This is a genomic window from Streptomyces sp. NPDC059900 (assembly GCF_050270335.1).
Lineage (GTDB): Bacteria > Actinomycetota > Actinomycetes > Streptomycetales > Streptomycetaceae > Streptomyces.
In genome coordinates this window covers 1-22,829 of record NZ_JBNNJZ010000056.1, presented here as the reverse complement: position 1 = coordinate 22,829, position 22,829 = coordinate 1, and the positions used below count along the sequence as shown (strand labels likewise).

The window sequence follows — 22,829 nt, the reverse complement described above, 5'->3', positions numbered from 1 at the left end:
ACGGGGGCGCGCGGCGGTGGCGGGGAGGGTCGTGCCGTACGTCGTCATGCGGCACCGCCCGACGTCTGGCGCGCGCGGGCGGCGGGAGTCGGCCGGGGTGGTTCCGCGAGCACCGCCCGCATGTCGCGCACCGCGTGCCACGTCCCGCGCCACGTCCCCGTGACCTTCGACTTGCCCTCGCGCGGCAGATACGGCACGTCACGCTCCTCGATCCGCCAGCCCGCGTCCGCCGCCCGCACGACCATCTGCAGCGGGTAGCCGCTGCGCCGGTCGGTCAGGCCGAGCCCGGCCAGGGCCTCGCGCCGCATCGCCCGCATCGGGCCGATGTCGTGCAGACGTACGCCGGTACGCCGCCGCAGCATCCGTGCGAGCGCCACGTTGCCCGCGCGTGCGTGCGGCGGCCAGGCGCCGCGTCCCTGCGGACGCCTGCGGCCCACGACCAGATCGGCCTCTCCGTCCGTCACCCTGCGTACGAAGGCCCGCAGCAGCCCCGGATCGAGGGAGGCGTCGCAGTCGCAGAAGCACACGATGTCCGCGTGGGACGCCGTGAGGCCCGCGTGGCAGGCGGCCCCGAAGCCCCGCTGCGACTCCCGCACGACCGTGGCGCCCAGCGCGCGGGCGATGTCCGCCGAACCGTCGGTGGAGCCGTTGTCGACGACGACGGCCCGCCAGCCTTCGGGAATGCGTTCCAGGACCCACGGAAGGGCCGCGGCCTCGTCGAGGCAGGGCAGGACGACGTCGACCCGGACGGCACGAGCATCAGAAGCCTCGGGTAGGTCGGGTTCTACGGAGGGAGAGGGGGTCATGTGACTCACCCTATGAATCCGAACCGGACATAATGGACTTGAGGTTCTTACGAAACACGGACATCGGCAACCGGAAGCAGGCCTGACCGGCCGCTCCCCGCGCCCGGAGTGCGAGGCTTGCCGTATGCAGCCACCACCGCAGGAACGCCCGCCCGCCGGAGCCGTCGGAGCCGCCGCGCCCGGCACGCTCCGGGTGCTCGTCGTGGACGACGACCCCACCGTCGCCGAGGTCGTCGCGGGCTATCTGGAGCGCGGCGGCTACGTGGTCGGCCGCGCCGAGGACGGCCCCGGCGCGCTGGAGCGGGCCGGGGCCTTGCGGCCCGACCTCGTAGTCCTGGATCTGATGCTGCCCGGCATGGACGGTCTGGAGGTGTGCCGCCGCCTGCGCGCCAAGGGGCCGGTGCCCGTCATCATGCTCACCGCCCGCGGCGACGAGGACGACCGCATCCTGGGCCTTGAGGTGGGCGCGGACGACTACGTCACCAAGCCGTTCAGCCCGCGCGAGCTGGTCCTGCGGGTGGATTCGGTGCTGCGGCGCAGCCGCGCCGCACACGCCCCCGAGGGCCTGGCCACGCTGGCCGCCGCGGGGCTGTGGGTGGACCCGGCGGCGCGTCGCGCGACGAAGGAGGGGACGGAGCTCGCGCTCACCCTGCGGGAGTTCGACCTCCTGACCTTCCTGCTGCGCCATCCGGGGCAGGCGTTCTCCCGGGAGGAGCTGATGCGGGAGGTGTGGGGCTGGGAGTTCGGCGACCTGTCCACGGTCACCGTCCATGTCCGCAGGCTGCGCGGCAAGGTCGAGGACGATCCGGCAAGACCGCGGCTCGTCCAGACGGTATGGGGCATGGGATACCGCCTCGACGTGCACGCTTCCACCGACCCGGGCGACCCTGCGGGCGACCCCGTGCCGCCCCGAGCCGAAGGCTGATCTCCCGTGCAGGACATCCTCGTCATCGCCGTCTTCGCCTTCCTCGGGGCGGCGGCCGCCGGGCTGCTCGGCGTCCTGACGCTGCGTCTGCTGCGGCACCGGTCCCTCACGGTGTCGATGACCGTCGTGGCGGCCGTCGCCGTCCTCGCGATGCTGGCCGGGACGCTCGCCGTGGCGTGGGAGATGTTCCTGTCGCCGCACGACCTGCAAGTGGTCACCGTCGTCGTGGCGATGGCCGCCGTGGTCTCCCTCGCCACGGCGCTGCTGCTCGGCCGCTGGATGGTCGCCGGCAGCAAGGCCCTGACCCTGGCCGCCCGTTCCTTCGGCGAGGGCGGCAGCTTTGCGGCCCCGTCCGAACCCGTCAGCTCCGAACTTGCCGAGCTGACAAGGGAGTTGGAGGCGACCAGTGCCAAGCTCGCCGAGGCCGGGGAGCGCGAGCGGGCCCTGGAACGCTCCCGGCGCGAACTGGTCGCCTGGATCTCGCACGACCTGCGCACTCCGCTGGCCGGCCTGCGGGCGATGTCCGAGGCGCTTGAGGACGGCGTCGCCGCCGACCCCGACCGCTACCTGCGCCAGATCCGCACCGAGGTCGAACGACTCAACGCCATGGTCGGCGACCTCTTCGAACTCTCCCGTATCCACGCGGGCGCGCTGGCCCTCTCGACCGCCCGCATCTCCGTCTACGACCTCGTGGGCGACGCGCTCGCGGGCGTCGATCCGCTCGCCCGCGAACACCGGGTGCATCTCGTCGGCGACAGCGTGGAGGCACTGCCGGTGGAGGTCGACAGCAAGGAGATGAGCCGCGTGCTCGGCAACCTCCTGATCAACGCGATCCGCCGTACCCCGGCCGACGGAACCGTCGCGGTGGCCGCGGAGCGCTCCCCGGACGGTGTGGTCCTCTCCGTGACCGACGGCTGCGGCGGCATCCCCGAGGAGGACCTGTCCCGCGTCTTCGACACCGGCTGGCGCGGCAGCCAGTCCCGCACACCCCCGGCGGGAGCGGGCCTCGGCCTCGCGATCGTGCGCGGCATCGTCGAGGCCCACCAGGGCCGGGCGGCCGTACGAAACGTGGCAGGCGGCTGCCGCTTCGAGGTAACGCTGCCGACGGCAGGGGCGTAGCCGCCGTTCCGCCGGAGTTCCCGGCGGTGCGACCCCCGTGGCGGCGCTCTCGCGAACGCAGGGCGGCTGCCGCTTCGGGCCACGCCACTGACAACCCCGGCGCAACCGCCGCTCTCCGGTGGGGTCTCGGCGGACTGTCCCGGTGTCGCTGCTGCCGGGCCGGATCTCGGCGGGCGCGTCCCGTAGTCGCCGCTGCCCGGCAGGTTCGCGGTGGCCCGCCCCGTGTAAGTGCTGGTGTCCGGCAGGGCCCTGGCGGGCCTGGCCCGTAACCGCCGCCCTCCGGCAGGACCTGCCCCAGGACCGCGCCTGGCAGGCCCCCGGCGGACCTGCCCCGTACCGGCCGTTCCCCCCACTGCCCCGGGCGCACCTGCCACCCTGGCCCCCGTTGCCCGGAGGCCCCGCAGGCCTACCCCCGCAGCGGTGCCTTCGCGAACGTGGCCATTCCCTCTGTGAAGCCCACTTCCGCTCGCCACCCCAGGTCCGCCCGCAGCCGGCTCGAGTCCGCCGTGACGTGCCGTACGTCGCCGAGTCGGTACTCGCCCGTCACCGCCGGGGCCGGGCCGCCGAACGCCCGCGCCAGTTCGCCGGCCATTTCCCCGACGGTGTGCGGATCGCCGCTGCCGGTGTTGTACGCGGTGAACGCCCCCGCCTCCCGCTCGCGCACCGCCTCCAGCGCCATCGCGTTCGCCGCCGCCACATCCCGTACGTGGACGAAGTCCCGCCGCTGGCGGCCGTCCTCGAACACGCGGGGTGCCTCGCCCCGCTCCAGGGACGAGCGGAAGAACGAGGCCACACCGGCGTACGGGGTGTCGCGGGGCATGCCGGGGCCGTACACGTTGTGGTAGCGCAGCGACACCGCACGGCCGCCGCTCGCCCGCGCCCACGCGGCGGCCAGGTGCTCCTGGGCCAACTTGGTCGAGGCGTACACGTTGCGCGGATCGGCGGGCGCGTCCTCGGCCACCAGGCCAGGGGCCAGCTCGGCCCCGCAGTCGGGACAGCGGGGTTCGAACCGCCCGGCGTCCAGATCGGCCGCCGCGCGCGGCCCCGGCCGTACGACCCCGTGCCGGGCGCACTCGTACCGCCCCTCCCCGTACACCACCATGGACCCGGCGAGCACCAGATCCCGTACCCCGCACTCGGCCATCGAGGCCAGCAGGACGGCCGTGCCCAGGTCGTTGCAGCCCACGTACTCGGGAGCGTCGGCGAAGTCCTTGCCGAGCCCCACCATCGCCGCCTGATGACAGACCGCGTCCACCCCGCGCAGCGCCTCCCGCACCGCGTCCCGGTCCCGGACGTCGGCGACGGACCACGGCCGGTCCGCGGGCGGCCGGGCCCCTCCGGAATGGGCGGACGGCAGCAGCGCGTCGAACACCACCGCTTCGTGCCCCCTTTCGGTGAGGGCTTCGACCACGTGCGATCCGATGAACCCGGCGCCGCCGGTGACAAGTACGCGCATACGGGCCACGCTAGGCGCGCCGAGCCGCAAGGACGATCACCGACAGGGCTTCGTCACGGGTCCGTAAGGTCCGCAAGAACCTCCGCCGGGGTGCCCAACACGTCCCTCATCGCGTCACGACACCCCTCGCCACGCCGAGTTCGACCAGATCCTGCGGGCGCAGACGAAGCTGCTCAGCCGTCGACCGGATCTCCTCGTGCCCCCGCTTGAGGATCGCGGCGGCGTGCTCGGGAGCGATCACCGAGAAGTAGCTGTCCGGCGTCGCCCAGAGGTTGTCCGGCGCCGCGAGGGCGAGTGCGCCGCCGGACCCGCCCTCGCCGATGACCAGCGAGGTGACCGGCACCGGTGAGCAGGCGACGGCGGCGAACAGATCGGCGATCGCCGCCCCCGCCCCCGCCCGTTCGGCCTCGGCCCCGTTCGCGGCCCCCGGGGTGTCGACGAGCGTCAGCACGGGAATGCCGAGCCGCCCCGCCAGCCGGACGAGCCGGGCCGCGGTGCGGTATCCGGCGGGAGTCGTCGCCGTCCCGCACTGTGCCGCGTAGGCGATCGTCCGTCCCTCGTGCGTACCGAACCCGCAGAGCATCCCCGGGTCCGTGCCCCCGCACCGGTCGCCGCGCAGGGGCGCCCTGTCCGTGAAGTAGGCGTCCAAGTAGGCCGTGGCGCGCGGGCGTTCGGGGTCGCGGGCGCGGCTGACGGCTTCCCAGCCGGTGGCGGGCAGATCGGTGCGGCCGAGCGCGGCCGGGGGTTCGGCGGGTGCCGGGGGAGCGGGGGCGGCGGACGTGTTCGGGGCGGACAGGAGCCTGAGGCGCAGGGCCAGGGCCGCGCGCAGCTCCGCGGGTCGTACGACCTCGTCGATGGCCCCGGCCGCCAGCTGGGCCTGCGCGGTGTACGCCGCGGGGTCCGCGTCCGCGGGGCGCACCCGGGAGCCGGCGAAGCCGATCTGGCTGCCGGGCAGCGCCAGGGTCAGGTCGGCGCCCGCCCCCAGGGTGGCCCAGCCGCCGCCCGTGGCCGGATCGCGCAGGACCGCGATCCGGGCCAGGCCCGCCGCGCCGGTGAGCTCGGACTGCCGTGCCACCCGCTGGAGCTGGACCAGGGCGCGCATGCCCTCCTGCATGCGGCTGCCGCCCGTCGCGATCAGCGAGACGACGGGCAGCCGGTGCTCCCTTGCATGCCGGTGCGCGGCCTCGATGCGGTCCCCGGTGCGCTCGCCGAGGGAGCCGCCCAGGAAGCCGAACTCGAAGGAGACGATCACCGCTCGCGTGCCGCCGACGGCCGCGGTGCCGCAGACCACCGACTCCCGTTCGCCGGTGCGCTCCCCGGCGCGGGCGCGGGCGTCCCCGTACCCCTGCCAGGCGAGCGGACCGTCCCGTCGTCCGTCGTCGAACTTCGCTTCAGCACCGGGGAGTTCTTCGAAGGTGTCCGGATCGGTCACCGCGGCGACGGCCGCACGGGCGGTCCACCGGCCGGGCAGGGGCTCAGGCATGCAGGGACCGCTTCATGATCTTGCCCATGTCGTTGCGCGGGAGCTCCGGCAGATAGTGCACGACCCGCGGACGCTTGTGCGGGGCCAATTGAGCGGCCACATGGTCCGCCAAGTCCTTCTCGCCCGGGGGCTGTTCGGCGTCCGTCGGCACGATCCAGGCGACGATGCGCTCGCCCAGGTCGTCGTCCGGTTCGCCGGTCACGGCGGCCTCGCGGACACCCGGATACTCAAGGAGGGCATTCTCGATCTCACCGGCGCCGATCTTGTACCCGCCGCTCTTGATCAGGTCGGTGGCCTTGCGGCCGACGATGCGCACATAGCCGTCGTCGTCGCGCACCGCCATGTCGCCGGTGCGGAACCAGCCGTCGGCGGTGAAGGCGGCGGCGGTGGCGTCGGGCCGGTTCAGATACTCGGTGAACAGGTTCGGGCCGCGCACCTCGATCTCGCCGACCTCCCGCGGGTCCGAGGTCTCGGCGCCCGCCTCGTCCACCAGGCGCAGCTCCACACCGCCCAGCGGCACCCCGACGGTTCCGGCGCGCGGTTCGCTGTCGGCCCGCACGCTCGTGTTCATCAGGGTCTCCGTCATGCCGTACCGCTCGATCACCCGGCGGCCCGTCGCCGAAGCAATCCGCTCGTGGTCGTGCACGGGCAGCGCGGCCGATCCCGACACCAGGAGCCGCGCGCCGGACAGCGCCTTGGCGAGACCCGGATCGGCGGGCAGCGCCTCCGCGATGCGGTGGTACATGGTGGGTACGCCGAACAACATCGTCGCCCCGTCGGCCAGTTCGCGCCGCACCCCCTCGACGGAGAACCGGCCCAGGTGCCGCACCGAGCCGCCCCGGCGCAGCGGACCCAGGATGCCGAGGATCAGGCCGTGCACATGGAACAGCGGAAGTCCGTGCACCAGCACGTCGTCGGACGTCCACTCCCAGGCGTCCTCAAGGGCGTCGAGGGTGGCAAAGAGGGCCCGCCGGGGCAGCACCGCGCCCTTGGGCGGGCCGGTGGTGCCGGAGGTGTAGACGACGAAGGCGGGGGACTCGGGGCCGGGCTCGACCGGCGCCTGCGGGGGCGTCGCGCCAGAGGTGATCGTGATGTCTGTACGCTCCAACGCCCTCAGGGGCGCGGGTAGTTCGTCGCCCGGCGCCGCAAGGACCACCGACGGGGCGCTGTCCGCGACGATGTGCCCCAGCTCGCGCTCCCCGATCTTCGGGTTCAGCGGTACGACGGGCACACCGGCGAGCAGCGCGGCCACCACGCCGACGGCGGTTTCGAGCGTCGGCGTCGCCCACAGCGCGACCCGGCGCGCCGAGCCGGCGGAGGCGGCCAGGGAACCCGCCGCGGCGGCGAGTTCGGCGTACGTCAGGGAGCGTTCGCCGAAGCGCAGGGCGGGGCGGTCGGAGCCCGCGACGAGGGCCGGGAAGAGGGGCGGGTGGTCAGAGCTCACGCTGCGTATCTCCTAGGTTGTCGCGTCGGTGCGAAGCGGTCCGGCAGCGCCGGGCCCGTGCTGGTTCGTCCTACCCGAATCCTGGCACCACCAGGACGAGCCACACCGCGGCGGGCACCACGGCCACGATGATCCCGCCGTACACCATCAGCTGGCGGAAGAAGCGTTCCCGGTCGACGTCGGGGGCGGCGGCGAGCACCAGCGCGCCGTTGGTCGAGAACGGGCTGACGTCCACGACGGTGGCGGAGACGGCCAGCGCCGCGATCATGCCGACCGCGCCGATCTCGCCCTGGGCCAGGAACGGCACGGCGAGCGGAATCAGCGCGCCCATGATGCCGACGGAGGAGGCGAACGCGGAGATGATCGCCCCGATGTAGCAGAGCAGCACGGCGGCCAGGAGCGGGACGCCGATGTCGGAAACGCCCTCACCTGCCCACTTGATGGTGCCCATCTCTTCCAGGACGCCGACGTAGGTCAGCACGCCGCAGATCAGGAGCACGGTCGACCAGGCGATCTCGCCGACGGCCCGGCGGCTGGACTCGGGCCAGAACGCGCTCAGGATCACGGCGAGCGTGATGGAGCTCAGACCGGCGTCGAGGTCGAAGCCGAGCACGGCGACGACGAGGGCGACCAGCGCGGCGAGCGTGGCGATCTTGGCCGGATCGAGCCGGGATTCGTCGTCCTCCGCAGCCGATTCGGACTCCTCGACCATGTCGCGACCGCCCAGCTTCAGCCCGCCGAAGAGGACGAACACGATCCCGGCGATGATGAGGTTGGCGATCAGCGAGGCGAGGAAGAGGGCGACTTCGTTGCCCGGCAGGTTCTCGCGCTCCACGATGCCGTTGACGATGGACCCGTAGATGCTGATCGGCGAGAAGCCGCCGCCCTGCGCTCCGTGCACCACCATGGCGCCCATCAGGAGCGGGCTGATTCCGTACCGGGCGGCGAAGCTCAGGGCGATCGGCGCGACGATCGCCACGGCGGCCGGGCTGACCGCGCCGATCGCGGTGAGCGCCCCGGTGATCACGAACATCACCCAGGGGATCAGCGCGATCCGCCCGCGCACCAGGCGGATGGAGGCGTGCACCAGCCAGTCCGTGGTGCCGTTGGCGCGGGCGATCGCGAACAGATAGGTGACGCCGACCAGGACGACGAAGAGGTCGCCGGGGAAGCCGGCGAAGATGCCGTCCGCGTCGAGGTCGGCGGCCAGCTCGCCGACCGCGAAGGCGGCGGCGAAGGCGAGCGCGCCCATGTTGATGGAGCGGGTGGTGGCGATCACGAAGACCACCACGAGTACGAGGATGGAGATGAGTTCGGCGGACATCGTGGGCTCCCGTCCCTGGGGCCGTCCCTCAGTGGCCAAGTGGCTGAACCAATTTGGCCGTTGGCGGAACTCAGCGTCGGGGTATCGGTTTCGGCCGTCAAGGGATCGGACAGAAATTGGCTGGACCACTTGGCCACTCGTCCACTGTGACGGCCGCTGTTAGGCTGCGAAGCCATCGGCACGGGGACCGAAATACGGCACGGGGGCCGGTATGGGGGGGTTGGGATGTCTGACGCGCTGCGCCCCATGGGCAGGACGAGGCTGTACGAGCAGGTGCTCGACCGGCTGCGCGCCTACGTCGGCGAGGGCGGTCTGCGCTCCGGCGACCGGCTGCCCCCCGAGCGTGAACTGGCACAGCGCCTCGGTGTCTCCCGCGCCTCCGTCAAGCAGGCCATCGTCGTGCTCGAAGTGCAGGGCCTGGTCGAGGTGCGCCACGGCGGCGGCACCTATCTGGTCAAGGACAGCCTGGACGCCGAGCCCGTGGAGCGGCTCGTGGAGCGCAAGCGGAGGCTGCCCGATGTCCTGGAGGCGCGCGAGGCCCTGGAGACCAAGCTCGCCGAACTGGCCGCCGAGCGCCGCACGGACGAGGACCTGCGGGCGATGCGGGACGCCCTCGACACCATGGCGCGCGAGATCGAGGAGGGCCGGCACGGCACCGAGGGCGACCGGCTCTTCCACGCCGCCGTGACCGCGGCCGCGCACAGCGTGCTGCTCGCCGAGTTCATGCGCTCCATCGCCGAGCAGATCACCGAGAGCCGCAACGAATCACTGCGCCAGGTGCGCCGCCCCGCCCGTTCCCTCGCCCAGCATCACGAGATCCTCGACGCGATCGAGGCGGGCCGCGGCCGCTCGGCGGCGGCCGCGATGCGCCGGCACGTGCGGACGGTCGCGAAAGTACGGCTCCTGGACTGGAACCCGGAGGACGGGGCGAGCGTGCCCGCGCCGGACCAGCCCGAGGAGTAGTACCCGCGGTAACTTCCCTCCCGCACGGGACTGTTCATTCGTCGACGCAGACCCCACCATTCTCGGCACGTCCGCCGGCCCGAAGGGGAACCTGTGCTGCGCCGATCTTCCGTACCGCTGACCATCGCGGCCCTCGCCGCCCTGCTGCTGCCGCTGACCACGGCCCGGGCGGCGGACCGCGCCCCCGTGGCCGCCCGCACTCCGGTGATCTTCGTCCACGGCTACAACGCCGACCCGGGGGTATGGGGCTCCCTGCGCGACGACTTCAAGGCGTCGGGCTACACGGACGCCGAACTCTTCTCCTGGGGCTACGACACCGGCAAGTCGGTCAACGAGGTGCTCTCCGGCCGGTTCGCCGCGTACGTCGAGCAGGTGCGCGCCCGGACGGGCGCCGCCAAGGTGGACGTCGTCGCCCACTCCTTCGGCAGCCTCGTCACGCGCTGGTACGTCAAGCACGGCGGCGGCACCGCGACGGTCGCCCACTGGGCCTCCCTGGCGGGACCCAACCACGGCACCGCCACGGCCTGGGCCTGCGCCGCCTGGTCGCAGGCCTGCCGTGACATGACGCCGGGGTCGTACGTACAGGACGGGCTCGCGGAGGGCGACGAGACGCCGGGCGGCGTCGCCTACGCGACCTGGTGGTCCAACTGCGACGAAGTCATCAACCCGGACAACAGCGTGCCGATCGCAGGCGCGGCCAACTACGCGGCGGGCTGCCTGAAACACAACGACCTGCTGGGAGACGACGGGGTGTCACAGGGCGTCCGGGACTTCCTCGGCGGGTAGTTGCCCGTGGCCGGCGCCCGCGGATGGCGCCTGCGGTCAGCGCCGCAGGCGGACGCGGGTCAGCAGGTCCTCGCCCGCGGGGCCGGAGCCCGACTTGTCGACCACGTACGCGTGCCCGTCGGCCACGTGGACGTGGTTGGGGTTCGCGCCGGTGGGCACGGACTTCACGACGGCGCCCTTGTGCGGGTCGACGATCGTGACGGTGGCGCTCGTGCGGTTGACCGCGAGGACGTGGCCCGAGCGGCGGTCGACGGCCACGGACTTGGTGCCGCCGCCGGTGGCCACGGACCGGGTCACCGCACCCTTGCGCAGGTCGACGACCGTGACGGTGCCGGAGGTCTGGTCGGCGGTGTAGGCGGTGCGGCCGTTCTTGGAGAGGGCGATGGAGAGCGATCCCTGCCCGGCCGGTATGAGCCGCGGGCTCTTGGCGCCGGGGGAGACCTCGATGATGCGGGCGCCGTGGAAGTCGGCGGCGTACACCGAGCCGGTCCGCTTGTTCAGGGCGAGGCCCGTCGGTCCGGTGCCGGGGACGGTGACGCGTTCCTTCTCCTTGAAGGTCCCGGAGTCGAAGGCGACGAGGGTGCCGTCGCCGAACGCGCTCGCCCACACCGTGTCGCGCCGCTCGTCGACGACGATCTCCCTGGCGTGGTTCACGCCCGGCAGCGAGGCCAGGCGCTTGCCGGTGCGCTGGCTGTACACGGCGACGGAGTGGTCGCGGGTGTTCGTCGTCCAGACGGTGTTGTGCTCGTCGTCGACGGCGACTCCGTAGACCGACTCGACCGCACCGGTGGCCGCGTCCGTGACCGGCGCCCGGTAGGCCTTCTCCACCTCCAGGGTGTCCGGGTCGACCCTCAGGAGTCTGGAGTCGGTGACGGTGGCGGGCGGCATGCCCACCGAGGAGGTCACCCAGAGCGCGTCGTTCCGCTCGGAGTACGCGGACTGGTACAGGCCCGGCCTGATCGGCACCGAGGCGCCGGGGGAGCCGTTCCCCGCGGTTGCGGCGGTCGCGGTGCCGGTCGGGACCAGGACACTTCCCGCGGCGAGCGACAGGGTGATCGCGGTGGAACGGCGGGCCCGGCGGATGGTTGAGCTCATGCTGCGTCGATCTCCTTGGCAGAGGTGCCTCCGGAGGGAGGCACTCGCCGATCAACTTAGCCGAGCCTTACCTAATTAGTCATGCCTCCGCTCAGGACCTCCGTTCAGGAACTCCGTTCAGGACAGGCAACCCGCATGCGCGAGGGCCTGCTTGAGGAGCACGCCGTGACCGCCCGGCATCTCGTGCTGGACCAGCTCGGACGAGGCCTCCTGCGGACTGAACCAGGCCAGGTCGAGAGCGTCCTGGCGGGGACGGCAGTCGCCGGCCACCGGGACGATGTAGGCGAGGGACACGGCGTGCTGGCGGGGGTCGTGGAACGGTGTGATGCCTTGCGTCGGGAAGTACTCGGCGATCGTGAAGGGCTGGAGCGCGGCCGGGACGCGGGGCAGCGCCGCGGGGCCGAGGTCCTTCTCCAGGTGGCGCAGCAGGGCGTCCCGGACCCGCTCATGGTGCAGGACCCGGCCGGAGACGAGGGAGCGGCTGACCGCTCCGTCCCGCCCCATGCCCAACAGCAGTCCGATGCTGGTCACTTCGCCGTTGTCGTCGACGCGCACCGGCACCGCCTCGACGTACAGGATCGGCATGCGTGCACGGGCCTGCTCGAGCTCGTCGGAGGTCAGCCAGCCGGGCGTGGTTTCGGTCGTGTCAGACATCGGCTGATCATACGTTCACTGGCTGTCGGCGTGCTGCTTCACCTTGGTCGCTGTGTCGCCGTCGACGGCCGACGCCAGTTGCGGCACCAGGCGTTCCAGCATGTACGGCAGGCTCAGGACCGACACGAAAGAGACGGAATTGCCGTAGTTGCTGGTCTCGGCGACACAGACCTCGCGGTCCTCCCTGGCCACGTCCAGATCGGCTTAGAGGGCCGCCGATGACCTTGTCCAGCCCGCCGGACAGGGTGAAGCCGAGGCCGGTGAGGACGCGCGAGCGGGGGTCCTGGCTGCCGAAGGCGAAAATTCCCTCGTACGGGGTGGCCATCACGGCGCCGGCCTTCGCGAACGCCGGATTCTCCCCGGCCGCGGCCGTGAACTCGGCCTCGACGCCCGTCACCAGTTTCTTCGCCTCGGTCTCCTGGCCGAGCGCCTTGCCGATGGTCTCGGTCTGCTGCTGCCACGGGACCCCGAAGTCGTTGAACTCCTCGGGCTGGGCCACCACCGGCGCGAACTTCGACGATCTTCTCCGTCTGCGGTCCCGTGCCGGTGTCCTTCAGGACGGTCGGCGCCTTGGCGTCGCGTGGTGGCGAGGTGTACGAGTCGTGGAGAACCGGGCATCACTCGTCGTCCCTCACGGTGGTGTCGGTTCCGGCGTGGTGCCCGGGGGTCTTGTCGGTCGCGGTGCGGGTGCCGGACCACGCCTGCCAGAGGGCGGCGTAGGGCCCTGAGCCTGCGCGCAGTTCGTCGTGGGTGCCGCTCTCCACGATCCGGCCGCCCTCCATGACGACGATCCGGTCCGCGGTCGCCGCCTGGGTCAGGCGGTGTGCGACCACCAGCGCGGTGCGCCCCTCGATCGCCCGGCCCGCGGCCTTCTCCAGCAGGCGCGCGCCGGTGCTCCCCGCCTCGGCCGTCGCCTCGTCGAGCACGGCCACCGGCGGGTCGGCCAGCATGAGGCGGGCCAGCGCCAGTTGCTGGACCCGGGCGGAGGTGAGGCGGTGGCCGCCGTCGCCCACCACGGTGTCCAGGCCGTCGGGCAGCGCTTCGACCCAGTCGAGGGCCTCGACGTCGGCCAGTGCCGTGCGCAGGTCGTCGTCGGTGGCTTCGGGCCGGGCCAGGCGCAGATCGTCCGCGAGCGACCCGGCGAAGACATGGGTCTCCTGGGTGACCAGGGCCACCGGCAGACCGTCGGCCCGCGTCCGGGTCCCGGCCAGGTGCACGGACCCGGAGGTCGCCTCGTGCACCCCCGCGATGAGCTTGGCCAGGGTGGTCTTGCCCGCGCCGCTCGGGCCGACCAGGGCCACCCGCTCGCCGGGGCGCAGCGTGAGGTCCACGTTTTCCAGGACGGGACGGCCGGGTATGTAGGCGTGGTCGACGCCGGTCACGGTGACCGTGCCGTCCGGCGCCGCATCGGGCGCCGCCGGGGCCTCCCGTACGGACGCGGGCTCCGGGGTCTTCTCGTCGGCGACCCCGACGAGCCGGGCCAGCGACGCGGTCGCCGACTGCGCGTCGTCGAGCAGGACGAGCGCGTTGTTGACCGGAGCGAACAGGCTGTGGAAGTACAGCGCGGCGGCGGTCGCCGTGCCGATGGACACCGAGTCGGCGCGGACCAGGAAGAAGCCGGCGACGAGAACGGCCGCGAGGCCGGTGTACTCGGCCACGTGCAGACGGTTGTAGAAGTCGAGGACCAGGCGGATGCCGCGCATCTTCAGCGCGACCGCGGTCGACGAGCGCCGCGTCACCCGCTCGGTGTGCTCCTCCTCGATGCGGAATCCGCGCACCGTGCCCGCGCCGGAGATGGTGTCGAGGAGCTGCTGCTGCTGGGCGCCGGTGGCGATGCGCTGCTGGGCGTAGAGCGGCACGGCATGGCGTACGTACCAGCGGGCGGTGGACGCCTGGACGGGCACCGCGAGGAGGGCCGCGACCAGGAAGCGCCAGTCGAGCGCCGCCATCGCGGCCAGCGTCAGGACGATGGCGAGGAGGGAACGGGCCAGCTCGGGCAGGGCGCTGCGCACCGCCTCGCCGACCACCGAGACGTCCCTGGTCACCCGCGCGGTGAGGTCCCCTGCCCCGGCCTTCTCGACCTGTTCGAGGGGCAGGCGCAGGGCCTTCTCCACGAACCGCTCGCGCAGTTGCGCCAGGACGGTCTCGCCGAGCCGGGAGACGAGGGAGAGGCCGAGCGAGGTGGTCGCGCCGTGCACGAGGGCCACCAGGACGAGCAGGACGACCGGCGGTGTCAGGTCTCCCGGCGGGTGCCGGTCGGCCACCAGGTCCACGATACGGCCGAGGATCGGCTGGACGAGGAGCCCCACACCGGTCGCCGCGATCATCACCGTGAAGCCGCCGACGGCCAGGCCGCGGTGCGGGCGCACCAGTTCGCGGACCGCGGCGCGGGTGCGGGGCGCGGTGGCGGTGGGGAGCAGCTCGCGGGTGTCCGTCCGCTGTCCTTCCGTGCTTTCGTTCATGCCAACACCGCCGCGCGATAGGACTCATGACGCTGGATCAGGTCTGCGTGCGGGGCCGTGTCGGTGACCCGGCCCGCGTCGAGGAGCACCACCCGGTCGGTGACCGAGAGCAGTGCGGGGCTCGTGGTCACCAGGACCGTGGTGCGGCCCTTGCGGATCTCGCGGAGTCCGGCGGCGATACGGGCCTCGGTCACGGCGTCGACCGCGGTCGTCGGATCGTGCACCACCAGGACCGGCCGCTCGGCGGCCAGTGCGCGGGCCAGGGCGACCCGCTGGCGCTGGCCGCCCGAGAGCGAGTGGCCGCGGTCGCCGACCGGCGTGTGCTCGCCGTCCGGCAGGGTCTGGGCGACCTGGGTGACTCCGGCGGCCGCCATCGCCTGTTCCGGGTCGCTGCCGTCGGGTGCGGCGGCGGTGACGTTCTCGCGGACGGTGCCTTCGAAGAGGTCCGCGTCGTGCGCGGCGACCAGCATCGCCGTGCGCAGCTCGGCCGGGTCGAGGTCCCGCAGGGCGATGCCGTCCAGGCGCACGGTCCCGGCGTCGGGATCGGTGTGCCGGGCCAGGCAGCGCATCAGGTCGCCCGCGTGCGCGGGGTCGGTCGCGACCACGCCGAGCAGTTCGCCGGGTGCGACGTCCAGGTCCACGCCGCGCAGCCCGCCGTGCCGTACGCCCTCCAGGCGGACCGCGCCGCGCACCGGCTGGGGCAGGCTGCGGTCTCCGGCGGTGACGGCGGGCGCGGTGGCAAGGACTTCCGCGACGCGGCCGGCCGATGCCCGGCCCTGGGCGAGCTCGGCGTTGACCCAGGCGAGCACCTCCAGGGGGCCGACGAGGAAGAGCGCGAGCCCGACCGCCGACACCAGCTCGCCGAGGCTGATGTCGCCCCCGGCGGCCAGCCTGCCGCCCACCAGGGCCACGACGGCGATCAGACAGCCCGTGAGGGCGAGGACCACACCGCTCTGGAAGGCCTGTGCGCGCGCCGCCTTCAGGGTGGCCCCCAGGGAGTCGCGGCTTGTGGTGCGGTAGCGGGCGATGGCCGCCGACTCACCGCCGATTCCCTTCAGTATCCGCAGCCCCGCCACCAGGTCGGCGGCGACGGCCGACGCGTGGGCGGCACGTTCCTGCTCGGCCTCGCTGCGGCTTTCGAGGGGCTTGCTCAGCAGATGCCCGAGCCACAGCAGGACCGGGGTGCCGAGCAGGACGACGAGGCCGAGCGTCGGCGACATGCGCAGCAGGACGACGGCGCAGGTGAGGATGCCGGTCAGGGCCGAGATGCCGGACATCACGGCCATGTTGACGGCGCCGACCCGCTTGGCGTCCTCGGTCGCGATGTTGGCGAGCGCTCCGGGCAGCCTGCCTTCCTCGGCGCCGCCGCCGGGGGCCAGTACGCGGCGTACGAGACGGATGCGCAAGGTGTGCTCGGCGGTGGCCGCGGCGCGTTCGCCGGCCATGGCGCCGAAGCGGAAGCTCAGCGCGAGTGCCACATAGCCCACGGCGAGCACGCCGAGGCAGATCAGCAGGGCGCCGGTGTCGGAGTCGGTGACGGCCTGGTCGATCGCGACGCCGATCAGGACGGGGACGAGCGCCTCGCCTATCTGGTGGCCCGAACCAAGGACGGAGCCCACGGCGACATCGCGCCGCTGCCCCCGTATCGACTCTCTCAGGACGTCCCGCCCCGACGGACTTGAAGAACTCACCCGCCACCCTCTCCAGGCCGGACAAACGAAAATCTAAGTGAGGGTACCCTAAGTTCGCGGAATTGTTTCCCCGTGGTGGCGTCCCACGGGAATGACGAGGGGCGTGCCGCTGACCGGGTCCGGGGTGAGCTGGTGCTGACGGCCGGAGAATTCGCCGACGGGGCGGTCCGCGAGGTCGGTCGGCGCGCGCGGCCGTCGAGGCGGACGGCGCCGCCGCGGGGCGCGAGGAGCCGGGCCAGGGCGCGCAGGAGGGTGGACTTGCCGCAGGCGTTGGCGCCGACGATCGCCGTGATGCGGCCAGGCGGTACGGGGCCCGCACCGCCTGGCCCGGGGGAGCCGACTCCCTTGCGGGAGGCGGGACTTGAGCGTGGTTTGGGGATCCGTGTTCCGCCGCAGCCGGGCCGGTCGCTTAGGTTGTCCTAACTTTTCGGCCACCGCCGGTGAGAGCTCCCGCCGCTGCCGCCGCTGCCACCACCTGACGGAAACCACCCTCGCGGCCCCCTAGGCTTCCTCCCGGCACCGGCACCTACCCCCTGGAGCGCGCACCGTGTTCGACCCCGCACCGGAGTACCCGTACCGTGACGGCCACCGGCCGGACGAGGCGCCGGAGCCGCATCCGCTGCTCGCGCCCGTGCTCGGTCTCCTTGGCCGCTGGCACGGCCGTGGCCAGGGCGAATACCCCACCATCGAGGCGGACTTCGGCTACGCCCAGGAGGTCACCTTCAGCCACGACGGCCGCCCCTTCCTCCGTTACGAGGCACGGGCCTGGCTCCTGGATGCCGACGACGCACCGCTGCGGCCGTCCGCACGCGAGAGCGGCTGGTGGCGGATGCAGCCCGACGGTCGCGTGGAGGCGCTGATCATCCAGCCCACCGGCATCGCGGAAATCGCGGTGGGCCGCGCGGTGGACGGCACGATCGACCTCTCCACCCACGAGGTGGCCCGCACCCCCACCGCCAAGGAAGTGGAGGCCACGCGCCGCCGCTACGAACTGACGGCCGTGGACACCCTCACCTTCGTGCACGACCTCGCGGCGGTCGGACAGCCGTTGCAGCACCACCTCTCGGCACGGCTCAAGCGCAGGGCGCAGGCATAGGCGTACCCGCACAGGCGTATCCGCACAGACGTACCCCGCAGGCGTACCCGGGGAGCCATTCGCACGTGGCCCGAAAGCAGCCTTGACCGAGGCCCGCCAAAGTCTATGGTCTGGACTAATCGGCCATCGCGAACATCTGGCCCCAGCACTTCACGCACACCCCCACTCAAGCGCCGTGAAGGAGTACGCATGCACAAGAAGCGGAAGTTGGCCGCCATGATCGGTGCGGGCCTGGCACCCGTCCTTGCCCTCACCCTGCCGACGGGTTCGGCCAGCGCACACGGATACGTCAACGCACCGGCCAGCCGGCAGGCGCAGTGCGCCTCGGGCGCGGTCTCGTGCGGCGAGATCAAATGGGAACCCCAGAGCGTCGAGGGACCCAAGGGCCTGCGCAGCTGCAGCGGCGGCAACGCCAGGTTCGCCGAGCTCAACGACGACAGCAAGGGGTGGAAGGTCAGCAACGTCAGCAGGACGCAGACCTTCACCTGGACGTTCACCGCACGACACCGCACCGCGAACTACGAGTACTTCGTGGACGGCACGAAGGTCGCCACGATCGACGGCGGCAACCAGCAGCCGCCGGCCACCGTCTCGCACCAGGTCAACCTCGGCAGCGCCACCGGCAGGCACAAGGTGCTGGCGATCTGGAACATCGGCGACACGTCGAACGCCTTCTACGCGTGCATCGACGTGAACATCCGCTAGAGCACGGGCACATACGGACCGCTGCTCCCTGACGGAAATCTCTCCGGTCATGGCCCTATGAAGTGATACGCCCGCTGGCTACCCTCCGCCGCATGATTTCCACGGTTGTCTGGGGCACCGGAAATGTCGGCCGAGCGGCCATCCGTGCCGTCGAGGCCCACCCGGCGCTGAAACTCACGGCGGTGCTCGTCCACAATCCCGAGAAGGTCGGCCGCGACGCGGCCGACCTTGCCGGTGTCGAGGGGCAGTCGGGCGTCACCGCCACCGACGACATCGACGCGGTCCTGGCCGCGTCGCCCGGCGCCGTGGTGTACGCGGCCTCCGGCGATCTGCGCCCCGACGAGGCCCTCGAGGACATCGGCAGGGCGATCCGGGCCGGAGCCGTCGTCGTCACCCCCGCGCTCTACGCGCTCTACGACCAGCGCAACGCCCCGCCCGAACTGCGCGACCCGCTCGTCGCGGCGGTCGCGGAAGGCGGCGGCTCCCTCTTTGTGTCCGGCGTCGACCCCGGCTGGGGCAACGACGTCCTTCCGCTGCTCGTCAGCAGTCTGGGCAGCACCATCGACGAGGTCCGCTGCCAGGAGATCTTCGACTACTCCACGTACGACCAGGAGGATTCCGTACGCCACCTGATCGGCATGGGGCATCCGATGGACTACGAGCCCCTGATGCTCGCCGAGACCATCCCGACCATGGTGTGGGGCGGTCAGCTCCGGCTGATGGCCAGGGCGCTCGGCGTCGAACTCGACGACATACGCGAGACGTTGGAGCGGCGCGCGCTCGACACCGCGGTGAGCACACGGACGATGGGCGACTTCGACGCGGGCACCCAGGGCGCGGTGCGGTTCGAGGTGCAGGGCATCGTCGGGGGCGTACCCCGCATCGTCATCGAACACATCACCCGCATCCACCCCTCCTGCGCACCGGACTGGCCCGCGCCGCCCGACGGCGCGGGCGCGCACCGGGTGATCATCGAGGGACGTCCGCGCATCCAGGTGACGGTCGAGGCGACCGACGAGGGCGAGAACCGGTCGGCGGGCGGCAACGCCACCGCGGTCGGCCGCCTGGTCGGCGCCATCGACTGGCTCGTCGAGGCGGAACCCGGACTCTACGACGCGCTCGACGTCCCCCTGCGCCCGGCCACCGGCAAGCTCGGAAGGAGCAAGCAATGAGCGCCATGCACATAGACATCCCCGAGGGGCAGGAGCCGATCGGGTACGTGTGGGGCGACATGGTCCCCGGGATCGGCATGGCCGCGGCGAACTTCTCGCTGTCGGTGTACGAGCACACGACCCTGGGGCTGCGGGAGTTCGAGGCCGCCCGGCTGCGCGTCGCGCAGATCAACGGGTGCTTGTTCTGCCTGGACTGGCGGACCGAGCGCGAGGGGCAGAAGGTCGAGGAGGAGTTCGCCGAGGCGGTGACCCAGTGGCGCACCACCGACGCGTTCGACGACAGGACACGCCTTGCCGCCGAGTACGCCGAGCGGTACACCCTGGATCACCACGGCCTCGACGAGGAGTTCTGGACGCGGATGACCGCGCACTACAGCCAGCGCGAGATCGTGGAACTGAGCATGAGCATCGGTTCCTGGCTGGCGTTCGGCCGGCTCAACCACGTGCTCGGCCTCGATGCGGTGTGCGTCCTGCCCGGGCACTGACTCCTCGTCCGGTCAGGGGGTGTCGCTACACGTCCGTGGCGATGATCTTCTCGATGTTGCGCTCGGCGAGCGCCGTGATGGTGACGAACGGGTTGACGCTCGTGTTGCCGGGGATCAGCGAGCCGTCGATGACGTAGAGCCCTGAATAGCCGTGCAGGCGACCGTAGTTGTCGGTCGCCTTGTTCAGGACCGCGCCGCCGAGCGGGTGGTACGTGAGATGGTCGCCCCAGATCTTGTACGTGCCGAACAGATCGGTGCGGTAGATCGTCCCCTCCTTTGAGTTGATCTTGTCGAAGATGGTCTTGGCGGCGTCGATGGACGGCTGCTTCCAGGCCGTCTGCCAGTTGAGGTCGACCTTGCCCGCCGCCGCGTTCCAGGTGAAGGCGGCGCGGTTGGGGTTCTTGGTGATCGAGAGGTAGAACGAGGCGTAGGTCTCGATCCCGGTGGGCAGCGGCGCGACCTCGGCGAAGGCGCCACCGGCCGCCCAGTTGTCGATGCCGCCCGTGGGGATGGACGACTGGACCTTGCCGGTCGCGTCCCACATGTGGTTGGCCCGGCCGCACATGACGTTGCCGTTGTCGCCCCAGCCCTTGCCGATCTCCCCGTTGAGGTTCGGCAGCGCGCCGGTGGCTTTCAGCTTGACGAGCAGTTTGCTGGTGCCGACGCTGCCGGCCGCGAAGAACACCTTGGCCGCGGTCACGGACTTGGTGGCGGTGGTGGCGCCGCCGGTGTCGAGTTGCTCGATGACGACGGTGTAGCCGCCGCCGGACGCGGGGCGGACCGAAGTCACCCTGTGCAGCGGGGAGATGGTGACCCTGCCGGTCGCGGTGGCCTTGGCGATGTAGGTCTTCTGGAGTGACTTCTTGCCGTAGTTGTTGCCGTAGAGGATCTCGCCGGAGACCGCCGACTTGGGGACCGTGCCTGCCGCCTCCTGCTTCATGTAGTCCCAGTCGTAGACACCGGGCACGAAGACGAACGGGAAGCCGGAGCGCTGGGCGTGCTTTCGGCCGACCCGCGAGTACTGGTAGCAGTCGACGCTGTCGAACCAGGCCGGGTCGATGAGGCTGACGCCCAGACCGGCGTTGGCGCGGGGGTAGTAGGTGGAGTACATCTCGTCGGCGTTGACCGACGGGAGGATGGCGCCGAAGTTCTCGCGCTTGGGCGTGACCGCCATGCCGCCGTTGACCAGGGAGCCGCCGCCGACGCCGCGGCCCTGGTAGACGATGATCCCGCCCATCTCCTCGGCGTCGAGGATGCCGGTGTAGCGGGGGATGTTCTTGTCGATCGGGAAGCCGAGGAAGTTGCTCAGGGGCTGTTTGGTCTTGGTGCGCAGCCAGTAGGAGCGGCCGTCGGGCGAGGTCGTGTGGGCGAAGATCTTGCCGTCCGAGCCGGGGGTGTCCCAGGCCATGCCCATTTCGATCATGTGGACGTCGACGCCCGCCTGGGCCAGGCGCAGGGCGGCCACGGAGCCGCCGTACCCGGTGCCGATGATCAGTACGGGGACCCGGGCCCCGTCCCCGATGGGTCCGGCTGCGGCTGCTGCGGGCTCCGCCTGTGCGGCGGCGGGGAGGGCCTGGGCGGAGAGCGTGACGGCGCCAAGAATAGAACCAGTTCCAGCAATGAATCTTCGCCGCGTCACACCCTCTGAGCCAGTAATACGCATGGTAGTGCCACTCATGTGATGTTCCTCACTCTCGTAGGAATGGGAACGAGTTCTACTGCTACTGGCTTATTAAGTCACTGCATACCTAGAGGTAACTTCTGTCCGATCTTGTGCCGGTGGAGCGACCCTTGTAAAGAAGTCTTTCTAAAGATACCTTTACATCATGCCGGAGACCCCTGATCACGCCGACGCGGCCGGGAGCGACTCCCCGCCGCGCAGCATCCGCCTCACCGACCCCCGCGCCCTGCGCGCCTACGCCCACCCCACCCGCATGTCGCTGGTCGGCCTGCTGCGCCGGAGCGGGCCCTTCACGGCCACCCGGGCCGCCGAGCTGACCGGCGAATCCGTGGCCAGCTGCTCGTACCACCTGCGGATACTGGCGAAGTACGGGCTGGTCGAGGTGGCGCCCGGCGGCCGTGGCCGCGAGAAGCCGTGGCGCGCGACGGCCCGGTTCACCGACTGGCCCGGCTACAGCGAGGACGCGTCCGTGGCCGAGGCTTCGGACGCGCTCAGTGCGGCGGTCGCCCAGCGGTACTTCGACCGTGCCGTGCGGGCCATGGAGCAGCGGCGCCGGCTGCCGCGTGCCTGGCGCGAGGCCGAGCAGTTCAGCGACTCGCTCCTCCACCTCACCCCCGGGGAGCTGACCGGCATCAGCGAGCGCATCGACGCACTCCTCCAGCCCTACGAGGACCGGGCGGCGGGCGACCGGCCCGAGGGCGCGCGCCCCGTCAGCGTGCTGCGGCTCGCCTTCGTCGACCGGGAGATCCCCGAGGAGGTCCCGGACGGGGGATCCGCGCAGGAGGGCGCCCCGGACGAGGCAGGGGACGACGGCGGCAGTACCGGGACCGGCAGATGAAGCTCCGGGAGCGGATACCCGGCCTCCTGCGCGAGCGGAGCTTCCGGCGCTACTGGACCGGGCAGACCGTCTCGCTGATCGGCGACGAGATCTCGCTGATCGCCATCCCGCTCGCCGCCGTGCTCGTCCTTGGCGCCGACGCCGCCGAGATGGGCTGGCTCAAGGTCGCGGGGCTGCTGCCCACGCTGCTCCTGAGTCTGCCGCTCGGCGCGTGGGCCGACCGGCAGGCCCGGCGCAGGCGCGCCATGATCGCCGCCGACCTGGCCCGCGCGGCCCTCGTCCTCACCCTGCCTCTCGCCTATCTGCTCGACGCCCTCACGCTCGGGCAGCTCTACGCGATTGCCTTCGGGGTCGGCGCGCTGACCGTGCTCTTCGACGTCTGCAACGCCACCCTGTTCGTGTCCCTCGTCGAGACCGAGCGCTATGTGCAGGCAAACTCCCTGCTGAGCGGCAGCCGTTCGATGTCCTGGCTGGCCGGTCCGGGGATCGGCGGCGTATTGGTGCAGGTGCTCACCGCCCCCTTCACCCTGGTCGCCGACGCCCTCACCTATCTGGTCTCGGCCCGCCAGCTGGCGTCCATCAAACCCGTCGAGCCCCAGCCCGAACCGGTCACCAAGGGGCACTTCACGGCCGGGCTGCGCTGG

21 protein-coding genes and 1 pseudogene are annotated in these 22,829 nt (G+C 71.9%); 10 read left to right on the top strand and 12 right to left on the bottom strand.

What is annotated here, in order from left to right; translation table 11 throughout:
* Window positions 1–44: 44 nt before the first annotated feature.
* Window positions 45–815 (bottom strand): glycosyltransferase family 2 protein, encoded by a 771-nt coding sequence (locus tag ACQKIP_RS11580; RefSeq protein ID WP_427742873.1) that lies wholly within the window; start codon window positions 813–815, stop codon window positions 45–47.
* A gap of 115 nt (window positions 816–930) precedes the next feature.
* Here ACQKIP_RS11580 and ACQKIP_RS11575 point away from each other — a divergent pair, with 115 nt between their 5' ends.
* Together ACQKIP_RS11575 and ACQKIP_RS11570 are read left to right on the top strand one after the other, a co-directional pair.
* Entirely contained in the window at window positions 931–1,731 is an 801-nt protein-coding gene (locus ACQKIP_RS11575; protein WP_365855134.1) for a response regulator transcription factor, read from the top strand.
* 6 nt (window positions 1,732–1,737) lie between these two features.
* Window positions 1,738–2,850, top strand: coding sequence for a sensor histidine kinase (locus ACQKIP_RS11570; RefSeq protein WP_365855132.1), 1,113 nt, complete (start codon window positions 1,738–1,740; stop codon window positions 2,848–2,850).
* Between the two features lie 406 nt (window positions 2,851–3,256).
* Here ACQKIP_RS11570 and ACQKIP_RS11565 read toward each other — a convergent pair whose 3' ends face one another.
* From ACQKIP_RS11565 to ACQKIP_RS11550, 4 genes are all read right to left on the bottom strand, one after another.
* Window positions 3,257–4,306 carry an NAD-dependent epimerase/dehydratase family protein gene (locus ACQKIP_RS11565; RefSeq protein WP_365855129.1) on the bottom strand — a complete coding sequence of 350 codons (1,050 nt, stop codon included), beginning with the start codon at window positions 4,304–4,306 and terminating at the stop codon, window positions 3,257–3,259.
* Between the two features lie 106 nt (window positions 4,307–4,412).
* On the bottom strand, window positions 4,413–5,789 hold the full coding sequence (locus ACQKIP_RS11560) for a carboxyl transferase domain-containing protein (RefSeq protein ID WP_365855126.1): 1,377 nt from the start codon (window positions 5,787–5,789) through the stop codon (window positions 4,413–4,415).
* Complete coding sequence (locus tag ACQKIP_RS11555) at window positions 5,782–7,233, bottom strand: acyl-CoA synthetase (RefSeq protein ID WP_365855124.1); 1,452 nt, start codon at window positions 7,231–7,233, stop codon at window positions 5,782–5,784. Before ACQKIP_RS11555 ends, ACQKIP_RS11560 begins: the two co-directional genes overlap by 8 nt.
* 70 nt (window positions 7,234–7,303) lie before the next feature.
* Window positions 7,304–8,557 carry an SLC13 family permease gene (locus ACQKIP_RS11550; RefSeq protein ID WP_365855122.1) on the bottom strand — a complete coding sequence of 418 codons (1,254 nt, stop codon included), beginning with the start codon at window positions 8,555–8,557 and terminating at the stop codon, window positions 7,304–7,306.
* A gap of 225 nt (window positions 8,558–8,782) precedes the next feature.
* On the opposite strand from ACQKIP_RS11550, the gene ACQKIP_RS11545 reads away from it, so the two are divergent.
* Complete coding sequence (locus ACQKIP_RS11545) at window positions 8,783–9,520, top strand: FadR/GntR family transcriptional regulator (RefSeq protein ID WP_365855120.1); 738 nt, start codon at window positions 8,783–8,785, stop codon at window positions 9,518–9,520.
* 96 nt (window positions 9,521–9,616) lie between these two features.
* Window positions 9,617–10,306 carry an esterase/lipase family protein gene (locus tag ACQKIP_RS11540; RefSeq protein ID WP_427742882.1) on the top strand — a complete coding sequence of 230 codons (690 nt, stop codon included), beginning with the start codon at window positions 9,617–9,619 and terminating at the stop codon, window positions 10,304–10,306.
* A 36-nt stretch (window positions 10,307–10,342) separates the two neighbouring features.
* On the opposite strand, the gene ACQKIP_RS11535 is transcribed toward ACQKIP_RS11540, so the two are convergent.
* From ACQKIP_RS11535 to ACQKIP_RS11510, 6 genes and pseudogenes are all read right to left on the bottom strand, one after another.
* Window positions 10,343–11,401 (bottom strand): YncE family protein, encoded by a 1,059-nt coding sequence (locus ACQKIP_RS11535; RefSeq protein ID WP_365855116.1) that lies wholly within the window; start codon window positions 11,399–11,401, stop codon window positions 10,343–10,345.
* A gap of 117 nt (window positions 11,402–11,518) precedes the next feature.
* Window positions 11,519–12,055 carry an NUDIX hydrolase family protein gene (locus ACQKIP_RS11530; RefSeq protein ID WP_365855114.1) on the bottom strand — a complete coding sequence of 179 codons (537 nt, stop codon included), beginning with the start codon at window positions 12,053–12,055 and terminating at the stop codon, window positions 11,519–11,521.
* 15 nt (window positions 12,056–12,070) lie between these two features.
* A pseudogene (locus ACQKIP_RS11525) lies at window positions 12,071–12,630 on the bottom strand (iron-siderophore ABC transporter substrate-binding protein); the annotation flags it as partial.
* 42 nt (window positions 12,631–12,672) lie between these two features.
* The gene (locus ACQKIP_RS11520) at window positions 12,673–14,517 is read right to left on the bottom strand and encodes an ABC transporter ATP-binding protein (protein ID WP_365855112.1); all 1,845 of its coding nucleotides are present in this window, start codon (window positions 14,515–14,517) and stop codon (window positions 12,673–12,675) included.
* Window positions 14,514–16,208, bottom strand: coding sequence for an ABC transporter ATP-binding protein (locus tag ACQKIP_RS11515; RefSeq protein ID WP_365855110.1), 1,695 nt, complete (start codon window positions 16,206–16,208; stop codon window positions 14,514–14,516). Before ACQKIP_RS11515 ends, ACQKIP_RS11520 begins: the two co-directional genes overlap by 4 nt.
* Entirely contained in the window at window positions 16,205–16,588 is a 384-nt protein-coding gene (locus ACQKIP_RS11510) for an ATP-binding cassette domain-containing protein (RefSeq protein WP_365855785.1), read from the bottom strand. The genes ACQKIP_RS11515 and ACQKIP_RS11510 overlap by 4 nt, the downstream gene beginning before the upstream one ends.
* A gap of 167 nt (window positions 16,589–16,755) precedes the next feature.
* Between ACQKIP_RS11510 and ACQKIP_RS11505 the strand changes: the two genes are divergently transcribed.
* From ACQKIP_RS11505 to ACQKIP_RS11490, 4 genes are all read left to right on the top strand, one after another.
* The gene (locus tag ACQKIP_RS11505; protein WP_365855108.1) at window positions 16,756–17,304 is read left to right on the top strand and encodes an FABP family protein; all 549 of its coding nucleotides are present in this window, start codon (window positions 16,756–16,758) and stop codon (window positions 17,302–17,304) included.
* A 189-nt stretch (window positions 17,305–17,493) separates the two neighbouring features.
* Window positions 17,494–18,009, top strand: coding sequence for a lytic polysaccharide monooxygenase auxiliary activity family 9 protein (locus ACQKIP_RS11500; RefSeq protein ID WP_365855106.1), 516 nt, complete (start codon window positions 17,494–17,496; stop codon window positions 18,007–18,009).
* A gap of 92 nt (window positions 18,010–18,101) precedes the next feature.
* A complete protein-coding gene (locus ACQKIP_RS11495) occupies window positions 18,102–19,181 on the top strand; it encodes an NAD(P)H-dependent amine dehydrogenase family protein (RefSeq protein WP_365855104.1) in 1,080 nt (359 codons plus the stop codon).
* A 5-nt stretch (window positions 19,182–19,186) separates the two neighbouring features.
* Window positions 19,187–19,666 carry a carboxymuconolactone decarboxylase family protein gene (locus ACQKIP_RS11490; protein WP_361186089.1) on the top strand — a complete coding sequence of 160 codons (480 nt, stop codon included), beginning with the start codon at window positions 19,187–19,189 and terminating at the stop codon, window positions 19,664–19,666.
* Between the two features lie 25 nt (window positions 19,667–19,691).
* Here the strand turns inward: ACQKIP_RS11490 and ACQKIP_RS11485 are convergent, their stop codons facing one another.
* Window positions 19,692–21,344 carry a GMC oxidoreductase gene (locus ACQKIP_RS11485; protein WP_365855102.1) on the bottom strand — a complete coding sequence of 551 codons (1,653 nt, stop codon included), beginning with the start codon at window positions 21,342–21,344 and terminating at the stop codon, window positions 19,692–19,694.
* 148 nt (window positions 21,345–21,492) lie between these two features.
* Here ACQKIP_RS11485 and ACQKIP_RS11480 point away from each other — a divergent pair, with 148 nt between their 5' ends.
* Both ACQKIP_RS11480 and ACQKIP_RS11475 read left to right on the top strand, forming a co-directional pair.
* Entirely contained in the window at window positions 21,493–22,185 is a 693-nt protein-coding gene (locus ACQKIP_RS11480; RefSeq protein WP_365855100.1) for a winged helix-turn-helix domain-containing protein, read from the top strand.
* Window positions 22,182–22,829 (top strand): MFS transporter (locus ACQKIP_RS11475; protein ID WP_427742866.1); only part of this gene is annotated, 648 nt, incomplete at its 3' end. The genes ACQKIP_RS11480 and ACQKIP_RS11475, both read left to right, overlap by 4 nt.

Excerpts from the sequence above, each read along its gene's own strand:
- ACQKIP_RS11575 (WP_365855134.1), top strand. The coding sequence starts at position 931 with ATGCAGCCACCACCGCAGGAACGCCCGCCCGCCGGAGCCGTCGGAGCC.
- ACQKIP_RS11565 (WP_365855129.1), bottom strand. The coding sequence starts at position 4,306 with ATGCGCGTACTTGTCACCGGCGGCGCCGGGTTCATCGGATCGCACGTG.
- ACQKIP_RS11560 (WP_365855126.1), bottom strand. The coding sequence starts at position 5,789 with ATGCCTGAGCCCCTGCCCGGCCGGTGGACCGCCCGTGCGGCCGTCGCC.
- ACQKIP_RS11550 (WP_365855122.1), bottom strand. The coding sequence starts at position 8,557 with ATGTCCGCCGAACTCATCTCCATCCTCGTACTCGTGGTGGTCTTCGTG.
- ACQKIP_RS11545 (WP_365855120.1), top strand. The coding sequence starts at position 8,783 with ATGTCTGACGCGCTGCGCCCCATGGGCAGGACGAGGCTGTACGAGCAG.
- ACQKIP_RS11535 (WP_365855116.1), bottom strand. The coding sequence starts at position 11,401 with ATGAGCTCAACCATCCGCCGGGCCCGCCGTTCCACCGCGATCACCCTG.
- ACQKIP_RS11530 (WP_365855114.1), bottom strand. The coding sequence starts at position 12,055 with ATGTCTGACACGACCGAAACCACGCCCGGCTGGCTGACCTCCGACGAG.
- ACQKIP_RS11520 (WP_365855112.1), bottom strand. The coding sequence starts at position 14,517 with ATGAACGAAAGCACGGAAGGACAGCGGACGGACACCCGCGAGCTGCTC.
- ACQKIP_RS11500 (WP_365855106.1), top strand. The coding sequence starts at position 17,494 with ATGCACAAGAAGCGGAAGTTGGCCGCCATGATCGGTGCGGGCCTGGCA.
- ACQKIP_RS11495 (WP_365855104.1), top strand. The coding sequence starts at position 18,102 with ATGATTTCCACGGTTGTCTGGGGCACCGGAAATGTCGGCCGAGCGGCC.
- ACQKIP_RS11490 (WP_361186089.1), top strand. The coding sequence starts at position 19,187 with ATGCACATAGACATCCCCGAGGGGCAGGAGCCGATCGGGTACGTGTGG.
- ACQKIP_RS11485 (WP_365855102.1), bottom strand. The coding sequence starts at position 21,344 with ATGAGTGGCACTACCATGCGTATTACTGGCTCAGAGGGTGTGACGCGG.
- ACQKIP_RS11480 (WP_365855100.1), top strand. The coding sequence starts at position 21,493 with ATGCCGGAGACCCCTGATCACGCCGACGCGGCCGGGAGCGACTCCCCG.